13 protein-coding genes are annotated in these 11040 nt (G+C 62.2%); 4 read left to right on the forward strand and 9 right to left on the reverse strand.

Annotated features, from left to right (window positions below; all coding sequences use genetic code 11):
• Positions 1-3: 3 nt before the first annotated feature.
• Positions 4-207 carry a zinc-finger domain-containing protein gene (locus KEC16_RS14685; protein WP_211550245.1) on the reverse strand — a complete coding sequence of 68 codons (204 nt, stop codon included), beginning with the start codon at positions 205-207 and terminating at the stop codon, positions 4-6.
• Positions 208-260: 53 nt separating this feature from the next.
• Here KEC16_RS14685 and KEC16_RS14690 point away from each other — a divergent pair, with 53 nt between their 5' ends.
• The 4 genes from KEC16_RS14690 to KEC16_RS14705 all read left to right on the forward strand — a co-directional run bounded on the left by KEC16_RS14690 (position 261) and on the right by KEC16_RS14705 (position 3421).
• Positions 261-1217: an ABC transporter ATP-binding protein gene (locus tag KEC16_RS14690; RefSeq protein WP_211550247.1), complete on the forward strand. Its 957-nt coding sequence runs from the start codon at positions 261-263 to the stop codon at positions 1215-1217.
• Complete coding sequence (locus KEC16_RS14695; RefSeq protein WP_346344095.1) at positions 1214-2197, forward strand: alpha/beta hydrolase; 984 nt, start codon at positions 1214-1216, stop codon at positions 2195-2197. The genes KEC16_RS14690 and KEC16_RS14695 overlap by 4 nt, the downstream gene beginning before the upstream one ends.
• Positions 2185-2772: a hypothetical protein gene (locus KEC16_RS14700; RefSeq protein WP_211550248.1), complete on the forward strand. Its 588-nt coding sequence runs from the start codon at positions 2185-2187 to the stop codon at positions 2770-2772. Before KEC16_RS14695 ends, KEC16_RS14700 begins: the two co-directional genes overlap by 13 nt.
• 64 nt (positions 2773-2836) lie before the next feature.
• Positions 2837-3421, forward strand: coding sequence for a hypothetical protein (locus KEC16_RS14705; protein WP_211550250.1), 585 nt, complete (start codon positions 2837-2839; stop codon positions 3419-3421).
• Here the strand turns inward: KEC16_RS14705 and KEC16_RS14710 are convergent, their stop codons facing one another.
• The 8 genes from KEC16_RS14710 to KEC16_RS14745 form a co-directional block, all read right to left on the reverse strand.
• A complete protein-coding gene (locus tag KEC16_RS14710) occupies positions 3422-4609 on the reverse strand; it encodes a sel1 repeat family protein (protein ID WP_211550252.1) in 1188 nt (395 codons plus the stop codon).
• A 137-nt stretch (positions 4610-4746) separates the two neighbouring features.
• Positions 4747-5796 carry a 2Fe-2S iron-sulfur cluster-binding protein gene (locus KEC16_RS14715; RefSeq protein WP_211550254.1) on the reverse strand — a complete coding sequence of 350 codons (1050 nt, stop codon included), beginning with the start codon at positions 5794-5796 and terminating at the stop codon, positions 4747-4749.
• A gap of 110 nt (positions 5797-5906) precedes the next feature.
• Positions 5907-6935: a hypothetical protein gene (locus KEC16_RS14720; RefSeq protein ID WP_211550256.1), complete on the reverse strand. Its 1029-nt coding sequence runs from the start codon at positions 6933-6935 to the stop codon at positions 5907-5909.
• 252 nt (positions 6936-7187) lie between these two features.
• Positions 7188-7892, reverse strand: a complete 705-nt coding sequence (locus KEC16_RS14725) for an ABC transporter ATP-binding protein (protein ID WP_211550258.1) — start codon at positions 7890-7892, stop codon at positions 7188-7190.
• A 10-nt stretch (positions 7893-7902) separates the two neighbouring features.
• A complete protein-coding gene (locus KEC16_RS14730) occupies positions 7903-8664 on the reverse strand; it encodes an ABC transporter ATP-binding protein (RefSeq protein WP_211550260.1) in 762 nt (253 codons plus the stop codon).
• Positions 8661-9605 carry a branched-chain amino acid ABC transporter permease gene (locus KEC16_RS14735; protein ID WP_211550262.1) on the reverse strand — a complete coding sequence of 315 codons (945 nt, stop codon included), beginning with the start codon at positions 9603-9605 and terminating at the stop codon, positions 8661-8663. Before KEC16_RS14735 ends, KEC16_RS14730 begins: the two co-directional genes overlap by 4 nt.
• The gene (locus KEC16_RS14740; RefSeq protein WP_211550264.1) at positions 9602-10477 is read right to left on the reverse strand and encodes a branched-chain amino acid ABC transporter permease; all 876 of its coding nucleotides are present in this window, start codon (positions 10475-10477) and stop codon (positions 9602-9604) included. Before KEC16_RS14740 ends, KEC16_RS14735 begins: the two co-directional genes overlap by 4 nt.
• A 125-nt stretch (positions 10478-10602) precedes the next feature.
• Positions 10603-11040: ABC transporter substrate-binding protein (locus KEC16_RS14745; RefSeq protein WP_211550266.1), on the reverse strand; the 438-nt coding region annotated here is incomplete at its 5' end.

The raw sequence follows: 11040 nt of genomic DNA on the forward strand, positions 1-11040 counted from the left end.
GGGTCAATGTCCGCCGCCGGCCTTGGCCCCTTCGGCCAGGACATAGGTGCGCGAGCAATAGGGGCAGACCACCTGGCGGTCGTGGCCCATGTTCAGCCAAACGCGGGGATGGCCCAGGCCGGCATTGCCGCCATCGCAGGCGATATGGGTGGTTTCGACGACGACAGTCTCGAATTCGGCGGTTTTGGCGGCAGCGACAGACGACATGACAGCATGATCCATTGACCGTTGAAACGGGCGGATGATACCCATTGCGGGCCATGGATCAAACACTCATCAACACCACCCCACCCGATAACGCCATCGAGACCCGCGACCTGACCAAGGTCTATGCCGGCAAGCACGGCCGCAAGGTGGCGCTGGACGGAATTTCGTTGGCCGTTCCGCGCGGTTCCTTCTTTGCCTTGCTCGGCCCCAACGGGGCGGGCAAAAGCACCTTCATCAACATCTTGGCCGGTCTGGTGACCAAGAGTTCGGGGCAGGCCCGGATCTGGGGCCGCGACATCGATGTCGATCATCGCGCCGCCAAGGCGGCCATCGGCATCGTGCCGCAGGAACTGAACCTGGATCCGTTCTTCACGCCCAGGGAATTGCTGGATGTGCAGGCCGGTCTGTACGGGGTGCCCAAGGCCGAGCGGCGGACCGAGGAAATTTTGCAGGCGGTCGGTCTGGCCGACAAGGCCGATTCCTATGCCCGCACCCTGTCGGGGGGCATGCGGCGGCGCCTGCTGGTGGCCAAGGCCATGGTTCATACGCCGCCGGTCCTGGTGCTGGACGAGCCCACCGCCGGCGTCGACATCGAATTACGGCAATCGCTGTGGGCCTATGTCAAACAGTTGAACGCCGGCGGCGTAACCGTGGTGCTGACCACCCATTACCTGGAAGAAGCGGAAGAGCTGTGCGACCGCATCGCCATCATCAATCAGGGAAAGCTGGTGGCGTGCGATTCCAAGCAAGCATTGCTGGCCCGGCTTGATTCAAAGGCCATGCTGATCAGCGTCGATGGCGGTTTGACGGCGGTGCCGGATTCCCTTGCCGCCTATTCGCCGGAAATCCGGGCCGATGGCCGATTGATGCTGCGCTATGCCCCGTCGGCGGTGCCGGCTGGCGAGATTTTGGAAAACGTCCGGGCCGCTGGTCTTGGCATCCGCGACCTGTCCACCGAAGAAGCCGATCTGGAAGATATCTTCCTGCGCTTGACCTCGTCCAAGGGGTGATCTTGCGTCATGTCCTCATCCTTGTCCTGGCCTTGGCCGTGTCGGCCTGCGCCGCCGTGACCCATCCGGCCGGTCCCGCCACCCAGGCGCCGCGTCTGGAAGATGACCGGCTGGTCATGGCCGATGGCGCCGTGTTGCCGTTGCGGGCCTGGCGGCCTGGTGGGCAACCCCAGGCCGTGCTGCTGGCCTTGCATGGCATGAACGATTATTCCAATTTCTTCGCCGCGCCGGGCGCCCATCTGGCGGCCAAGGGCATTCTTTCTTATGCCTATGATCAGCGCGGCTTCGGCGCCGGGCCGCATCCGGGTCAGTGGTCGAGCACGCAATCCATGGTCGATGACGCCCGCGCCGCCCTTGATCTGCTGGCGCTGCGTCATCCCGGCCTGCCGGTCTATCTGTTCGGCGAAAGCATGGGCGGGGCGGTGGCCATCCTTGTCGCCACCGATCCTCCGGCCGGATTGGACGGAATAATCCTGGCCGCGCCCGCCGTTTGGGGGCGTGCGGCGATGCCGTGGTGGCAACGTCTGTCGCTGTGGCTGGCCTATCAGCTGGCGCCGGGCTGGACGCCATCGGGGCAGGGCCTGAATATCCGCCCCTCGGATAATATCGAGATGCTGCGCAAGCTGGGGGCGGATCCGTTGGTGATCAAGCAAACCCGGATCGACGCCATCAAGGGCGTGGTCGATCTGATGGACGCGGCGCAAGCGGCGCCGGCCGCCATGCGGACGCCGGTTTTGTTCCTGTATGGCGCCCATGATCAGATCATTCCGTCAGATCCGACCTGGGCCGCCGCCGCCGTCATGCCGGATCGTCGCGCCGGCTTTTACGCCAATGGCTGGCATATGCTGGTGCGCGACCTGCAAGCCGATGTGGTCTTGGATGACATGGCGGCGTGGATGGCCGATGCCGATGCCGCCCTGCCGTCCGGGGCCGATAGCGCCGCCCCCCAATTGCCGGAGGTTTGCTCATGCTCAAGATAATCGCAATGCTGGTGGCGCTGCTGGCAGCCGCCCCCGTCATGGCCGCGGAGCGGGAATTCGATCTTGGCTTCGCCCGTCCGGGGATGATGCAGGGGCAGTTCCGTTTCGGCGCTTGGCCGCCGGGCATGGCGATTTATTGCAGTGATGACCCCGATCTGCCCAAGGATCTGGGACGATTGCTGTTCATGCCGAAACAGATGTTGGATTTGGGCGCCACACGCTGCGCCCTGATGGCGGTGGACGACAAGGGGGCCTGGCATATGGCCAAGCGCAAGATCGCCGACCACCCGGTAGAGATGTCGGCCACCTTTGCCCCCGACATGCAGGGCACGCGGCGGCTGGTGCAATTGTTCATAACCGCGCCGCGCGAAGGCTATGCCGGTCTGGTCCGTCATTTCGTCGCCCGCTTCGGCGCGCCGACCGAGGATAGCGAACGGCTGGTCCATTGGGTTTCTCCGCGCAACGAAGCCCTGGTCATGCACGAAGAGGGCGATACCGCCCTGGCCATGTTGATCGACACCAAGCTGCAAGACGCCATGAACGAGAAGCTCAATCAGGTGACTAAACGGAAGTAAGGCATGCTTATGGTGCATGCGCGAAGCCGATGACGCGTTGCAACAATTGTGACATGATCGCCGTATGAGATCACTGCTTTGTGCCCTGGTGTTGCTGGTCACGGCTCTGCCCCTTCGGGCCGAGGAACGGTCCTTCGACCTTGGCTTCGCCCATCCGGGCATGGAGCAAAGCCAATTTCGCGCCGGCCAATGGGCCGATGGACGGGTGATCTGTTCCAACGATGCGGATTATCCGCCGGAAGTCGAATTCACCTTGCCCAAGGGCGTGGCCCGCGTCGGCGCCGTCCGCTGCGGTCTTTACAGCCAGGATCAGGCGGCGCATTGGCACATCATGCCCGCGATCATGGCCGGCTGGCCGGGCGAGGTGTGGGCGATGTTCATACCCGATGAAGCCGGGGCCTTGCGTTTGGTGCAGTTGAAGCTGGTCCTGCCCGAAGCGGCCTTTGATGATCTGGCCCAATCCTGGGGGCAATTGTTCGGCCTGCCCAGCTTTCGCCGGGATCAGGTGGTGCATTGGACCAATGCCCGCAACGATGCCGCGATCATTGGCGACAGCGGCGGGGGGGCGTATGTTCACGCTTATCTGCTCGACAATGCCCTGCACACCAGCGCCAACCGCCGCTTGGGGCAGATGCCGGCACGGCACTGATCAATTGACGCAGTTTTGTTTGCCGATGGTCCGGGAAAAACGGTCTTCGATCTGTGCTCCCATGTCCAGCGCCTTGGCCGCCTGCAAGGCATCCTTGCTGATGATGCATTGGAGCGATTGGCTGTCGCCCTGGCCCGGATGGGCGGCGAAGGTGGCGCCGGCCAACAGGCTGATCAGCGCATTGGCTGGCGATGTCATCGCCGGATTGGTCTTGAACGCCACATAGCCGCCGCCGCGAATGCTGGTATCTTCGATGAAGATTCCGGCCATGCTGTCGGCGACCGAAGCGCCATGGACAAAGGCTGGTTCATAGCGGATTTCGCTGATGCGCTCGGCCTTTTGCCGCAAGGGCGGCGGTAATTTCACGCTCATGTCGATGGCGCGGCGCATCAGGGTCAGGAAAGCCTGATTGTCGCCGGCGGCGAAGCCGCGCAAGGTGCGGCCTTTATAGGTTTCCACCGGGGCGGTGATGACGGCGGCCAAGGCGATTTCGTTGATGACTTCCCGTGCTGCCGGCAACACCGCTTCCAGTGCTTCCGGCATGGTCCGTTCGGCCAAGGATTCGTTGACCAGCAAGATCGGCTGGCCTTTGTAGCGAACGATGGAGGCATTGGCGAGGCCGGAGACAAAGCCGACCTGTGGCAGGGTCAGCAAATAGGGAATGGCTTCCGGCCGCCGATCGATGGCGTCGGCGATGAAGTCGTTCCACCATTGCATCAATTGTTGCGGTGATTTCTTGGTCGAACCGTTATCACCCAGCGCGGTCGGGATGGGGCCGGAATTCTGGCACGAGGCGGTGCGTTTGGCCCGCCAGCTTTCCTGGCGCAAGCGGACGGTTTCGAACCCGTCCATGCCCAGGCTTGCTTCGATCTTCGATGCATAGGGGCGCGCTTGTTTGATCTGTCCCGCGCCCGCCAGCTTCAACCAGACCAGGGCGGTAATGGGATCCTTTTGCGTGCCCAGGCCGTCGGCGGCCATGCGGCCGACCAGCCACTGCGCCGGGGCGAAGCCGTTATCGGCCAGCGGCAGCAGAACATCTTGGGCGGTGTCGTAATCGCCGCTGGCGAAGCTGTCATAGCCGTGTTTCCAGGCCGCCGCCAGATCCAGGCCGTAACAGGATGACGGGGCCGCCTGGGCCGCCTCGGCCGAGACGATCAAAGCAAGGCATATCAAGGTGATTCGCAACATCGCCGCCACCAGCAAGACTAAATCGGAAAAATAATCCCCCATAAGATGTGGGGATGCAAGGGCGTGGACATCATAAAAAGACCCCTTTCCGCCAAGCGGAAAGGGGTCAAGCCGGCAGCAATGGCCCGAGGTGGGGTTTAGACCGCGGGTGCCAGCCTGTCGGCGGGCGGCTGCTCGGGTTTGTGTTGAAGGAAGTAGCCTTCGGAATGAATCAATTCCGGCTTGGCCCCCAGGGCCTTGACCGCGACCACGCAGGCATCGACGAAAGCGGGGCTGCCGGCGATGAACACCGAATGGTTGGACAGGTCTTGGAACAGTTTGGGCAAGATGGTCGGGATACGGCCCATCTGTCCGTCGTGACTTTCCTGGGTCAGGGTGGGGATGAAGCGGAAACGACGGTTGCGCGCCTGCCACAACGCCATGCTGCCCTGACAATAGATATCGGCCTTGGTTTTGCCGGAAAACACCATGGTCACCGGCTGGTTATAGCCGCGCCGCAGCGCCCCGTCGGCCAAGCTCATGATCGGAGCCAAGCCGGAACCGGCGGCCAGACACAAGACCGGGGTATCGACGGAAGGATCGCCGATGAAGGTGCCATAGGCGCCCGATACCTTGATCATGTCGCCGACGGCGACGCTGTCGTGCAGCCAGCGGCTGGTGGCGCCGTCATCGACGCGGGTGATGTGCAGGTTGATCTCGCCATCGGGCTTGGGGGCGTTGGCGATGGAATAGCAACGGGGCGGCGCCCCCCGGCTTTCATCGCCCAGCACCAGATACTGGCCCGGCCAAAAGCGCATGGGTTTGCCCACCGGCTTAAGCACGAATTCGGTGATGCGCGGGGTGCGCGGGAACTTGTCGACGACCACGAACAGCATGTTTTCGCGCGGCGGGAACAGCTTGGGCTTGGCGTCGTCGGTGCCCCATTCGATTTCCAGGAGTTCGGACAAGGGCTTGGCCATGCACATCAGGCCAAAGCCATCCTTGCGCTCGGCCTGCGACAAGGCCATGTCCAGCACCATGCCTTGGTCGAACTGGCCCGATGTCACCTTGACCTTGCATTCGCCACAGGCGCCGGCGCGGCAATTGTTGGGCAGCGCATAGCCGGCCTTTTCCAAAGCCGACAGCACGGTTTCGCCATCGGGACATTCAACCTCGCGCCCCGAGGGCAGCAGACGGATACGGCTCATTTCCCCACCTCGAAGTCTTGTTGTTTTGAGACGTCTTGTTTCTTGGACAAAGGGCCGGTGAGGGTTTTCCCTCACCGGCTCTGGTCATATCTTGGAATATAAGGGCCGCGTTAGAAGACCGGGATGATGTCCTTCATCTCGATATCGGTGACTTCCTGGCCGGAAATTCCCACTTCGGGGATCGCCGGGAAGGGGATGTCGTAACGGTCGAGCACGCCCTTGAGGTTCAGCATGGCGTTCTTCCAGTTTTCCAGCTTGGCTTCATAAGCCGGGATGTGGAAGCCGGCGCCACGGGCGATTTCTTCACCCTTACGCTGGTTGGCGATGAAATCTTCCGGCAGGTCCCAGAAATCGGCCGGCGGCTCGAACAAGACGGCGGACAAGAACAGATAGCCGGCGCGCACCTGCTTGGTGATGGTGGCGGCGTCTTCCTTGGGCAGATTGGGGTAATCGCGTTCCATCAGCGCCATGCAGATGGCCATGTGACGGCCCTCATCGCGACCGATGTTGCGGAAGCCTTCCTTGAACACCGGCTCGGTGCAGCCGGCGGCCATCTGGTGGAAGATGGTGGCGGCGGCGATTTCGCCCATCAGGAAGGACGAGAACAGCACGGCCAGCGAATATTTCGGCACCGCCTGCTTGTATCCGGCCCAATAGCGGCCACCGTTGTAATACAGCCACTTGGCGTTCTTTTGCAGGGCCTTGCCGATCTCGGTCTTGGGCTGATAGGTGATCGGATCGGGATGTTCCAGCAGCTTGGTGATGGCCAGGCCGCACATCTGCTCGTGGTTCTGCTCGTCACGGGTGACGGAGAAGAAGCAGCGGCGAACCGGGTCTTCTTCGTGATTTTCATAGGTCTTGATGAAGGCCGAGGCGAAGACCGGCGGGGCCGAGGCGTCGAACACCGACAGCAGGGTCCACCAATAGGCGATGGATTCGCGTTCTTCCCAGGTATAGGTGGACACGTCAAAGGTGTCCCACGGCAGCTTGGACGGGTCCCAAGCTTCGCGCAGCGAAGCGGCCCACACTTCTTCCATCTTGGTGCTCTGGGCGTGCCAGGACAACGGATAGACGTTGGGCTGTTCCGTTTCCGGCGGGAATTCCATGGTGAGAGCAAGCTTCTCGTTCGAGGCGCTCATCTGTCGCTCCTAATGTGGTCCGGCAAGATTGGCCGGGGGTTGCCTCCGATGGCCGGTGGTTGGTCCACCGCCTTTGTGAGGAGAAATATGATACATCATTTATCATTAGTCAAAGAAAAATGTGTCGCTTTGTGAATTGGAAAATAACGGCTGTTCACCTTGCTTTTGAGGCATTAAAAAAGCGCCTTGTTGCATATAATGATGCGACAAGACGCTTTTTTGTATCAAAAATGCCGTACGAAATAAGCGGGCTTACAGCCCGAGATAGGCGGCCTTGACCCGCTCATCGCCCAGCAGAATCTGGGCATCGTCGGCCATGGTGATGGTCCCGGTCTCCATCACATAGCCGCGATCGGCGATCCCCAAGGCCTGAAAGGCGTTTTGTTCCACCAGCAAGATGGTCATGCCTTGGGCTTTCAGGCGCTCGACGGCGTTGAAGATTTCACCGACCAGCAGCGGCGCCAATCCCATGCTGGGTTCATCCAACAGCAACAGGCGCGGATTGCTCATCAGGGCGCGGGCCATGGCCAGCATCTGTTGCTGACCGCCCGACAACAGGCCGGCGGCCTGTTTGCGTTTGGTCTTGAGGATGGGGAAGGTGGCGTACATGCGCTCCATGTCGTCGGCCGGCTTGGCTCCGCGGCGGCGATAGGTGCCCATCAGCAGATTGTCTTCGACGCTCATGGGGCCGAACACCTGACGGCCTTCGGGGACCTGGGCGATGCCCAGTTCCACCCGCTTATGGGCGGGCATCCGGGTAATGTCGATGCCGTCGAAGCGAATGGTTCCGGCGCTGATGGCCTGGACGCCGGACAGCGCCCGCAACATGGTGGTCTTGCCGGCGCCATTGGCGCCGACCAGGGCGACCAGTTCCCCGGATGTGACCGCGACATCGACGCCCTTAAGCGCCTTGACCCGGCCGTAATGGCTTTCCAGCCCTTGGATTTCCAAAAGCATTGCGGCCTCCTTAACCGACCGTGCCCAGATAGGCGGCGATGACGTCGGGGTTGGAACGGATTTCGGCGGGGGTTCCCTCGGCCAGTTTGGCGCCGTAATCCAGCACCAAGATGTGGTCGGAAATGCCCATCACCATCTTCATGTCGTGCTCGACCAGCACCACGGTGATGCCTTGGGCGGCGATGCGTTTGATCACCTCGTCCACTTCGCGGGTCTCGGTGTCGTTCAGGCCGGCGGCGGGCTCGTCCAGCAGCAGCAATTTGGGTTTGGCGGCCAGGGCGCGGGCGATTTCCAGCCGCTTCAAGGCGCCATAGGACATGGCGTTGGCCTCGGCGTGGCGGTATTGCGCTAGGCCGACGAAATCCATCAGCTCCCAGCAATGATCGCGGGTTTGGCGCTCTGACCGGGCCAGCGACGGCAGCCGCAACAGCGATTGCAGCAATCCCTTTTGCAGATGCAGATGCGCCCCGACCATGACGTTTTCCACCGCGCTCATATTGTGAAAAATCTGAAGGTTCTGGAACGTGCGGTTCATCCCCAGTTCGGCCAGCTTGTGCGGCTCGACGCCACCAATTTCGCGGTCGTTGAAGCGGACGGCCCCCGAAGATGGCGTGTAAACCCCGGTGATCAGGTTGAACAAGGTGGTTTTACCGGCGCCGTTGGGGCCGATGATGGAATGGATGGTTCCGGCCTCGATGGAAAACGACAGGTCGCGGATGGCCGAGACGCCGCCGAAGCTCTTGGTCAGGTTGGTGACTTTCAGCAGGCTCATGGGGCCTCCTTGCGGCGCAGCTTCTTGGCGATGGTGGGAACCAGGCCCTTGGGCATGAAGATCATGGTGCCCATCATGATGCCGCCCAGGATGATCGGTTCGAAATCCTCGAAGGCGGCCAGGGCGTTGGGCAACAGCGTCATGATGACGGCGCCGAGGACCGAGCCCATGGTCGACGCCATGCCGCCAAACACCGCCATCACCACGAATTCCACCGATTTGGTGAAGCCTAGAATCGACGGGGTGACGGTCGGGGTGTGATGGGCGAACAGTGACCCGGCGAAGCTGGCGAACATGGCGGAGACGACGAAGATGAGCACCTTGTAGCTGGTGGTGTCGATGCCGACGACGCGGGCGCCGACCTCGGCCCCGTGCAAGGCCCGCAAGGCGCGGCCGATGGGCGAATCGATCAGATTGCTGGCCAGCCAGACCGCCAGCAACAGCGACCCGCCGACCAGCCAGTACCACGATTGCTCGGAGGCAAAGGTGTAGCCCAGAATGGTGAAGGGGGCCGCCGACATGCCGTCGGGGCCGCCGGTCACCTGCGCCTCGGTATTCAAGACGATGGAGATGATGACGCCGATGCCCAAGGTGGCCATGGCCAGATAATGGCCTTTCAAGCGCAGGATCGGCCGGGCGATGACATAAGCGAGGATGCCGACGATCACCGTGCCCATGGCCATGGCCCCCAGCACCGGCCAGCCATAGGTGCTGGTCAGGATGGCCGAGGCATAGGCGCCCAGGCCGAAAAAGGCGGCGTGGCCCAGGCTGATCTGGCCGGCATAGCCGATCAACAGGTTCAGGCCGACGACGACGATGGCGTTCAGCCCGGCATTGATGGCGACGTCGTAATGATAGTCGTTGCGCAGTGCCAAGGGCAGCAGGGCGATGAGCGCGGCCAGGATGATCAGACCGCGATGGCGTTGCAAGATGGCGTTCATACCCGGTCGATCCCTTTCTTGCCGAACAGGCCGTTGGGACGCAGGACCAGCACCACCAAGATGATGATGAAGGCGATGGCGTCTTTATAGGCGGACGACAGATAGCCGGCGCTCAGCGCCTCGACGATGCCGAGAATAAGGCCGCCGGCGACAGCGCCGATGCCGTTGCCCAGGCCGCCGAGGACGGCGGCGGAAAAGCCCTTGAGCCCCAGCATGATGCCCGATTCATAGGAGACAAAGGTGATCGGGGTCACCACGATGCCGCCGACCGCGCCCAACAGCGCCGACAGGGCAAAGGAAGACAGCAAGACCCATTTGGTGTTGACCCCCATCAACCGCGCCGCCAAGGCGTTGTAAGCGGTGGCCAGCATGGCCTTGCCGGCCAAGGTGGCGTTGAAGAACCAGGCGATGACCACGATCAAGGCCGAACTGACCCCCATCACCCACAGACTTTGCGGCATCAGGGTGGCCCCCATCAGGTTAAGCGGAGTTTCCCCGGAAAAAGCCGGCAGCGAATGGATGTCCTTGCCAAAGACCAGTTGCACCACGCCGCGCAGGAAGATCGAGGCGCCGATGGTGATGATGATCAGCGCCACCACGTCGGCGTCACGCGCCGGCTGGATGGCGAATTTGGCCAGGGCCAGCCCGACCAACATGGTCACCAGCGTTGCCAACACGATGGCCAACGGCAGCGGCACGCCGGCCGCCAACAACGCCACCGTGCTGATGCCGCCGATGACGATGAACTCGCCCTGGGCGAAATTGATGACGTGACTGGCGTTGTAGATGATGGAAAAGCCCAAGCCCACGAGCGCGTAAATGGCGCCCGAGGTCAATCCGGCCAGCATGTACTGGATCATCGACTCGATCATGAGAACCCCCGTGTGGTGGTCCGCCCTGGCTGTGAAGGCGGACCCCGAGACGGTAAAAGCGGAACGGGTGGCAGAGCTGGACGTGAGATCGCGGCGGATACGGCGCGATCTCACGCCATCGTGCGCTAATCGAGCATCTTCCAGTCGCCCTTGACGATTTCCACCATGTGGAACGCCGACAGGTTCAGCCCCATGTGATCGGTCGGCGACATGGAGACGATGCCGCCGGTGCCGACATAGCCTGAGGTCTTTTCGATCTCGTCGCGGATCTTGGCCTTGTCCGACGATCCGGCGCGCAAGATCGCCGCCAGGGCGATTTGCAAGCCGTCATAGGCATGGCCGGCAAAGGTCGAGACTTCGGCCTTGAACGCCGCTTCGTATTCGCTCTTGAAGGTGGTGACCACCGGCTTTTGCGGGTCGGTGGCGGCCAGTTGATCGGCGATCACCAGACCGGCGGCGGGCAGACGCACGCCGTCGGCGGCGTCGCCGGCCAGACGGATGTAATCCTTCGACGCCACGCCATGGGATTGGTACAGCGGCTGGGTGATGCCCAATTGCTTGTA

The sequence above is a fragment of the Magnetospirillum sulfuroxidans genome, from assembly GCF_018224925.1.
In the GTDB taxonomy this organism is placed as follows: Bacteria; Pseudomonadota; Alphaproteobacteria; order Rhodospirillales; family Magnetospirillaceae; genus Magnetospirillum; species Magnetospirillum sulfuroxidans.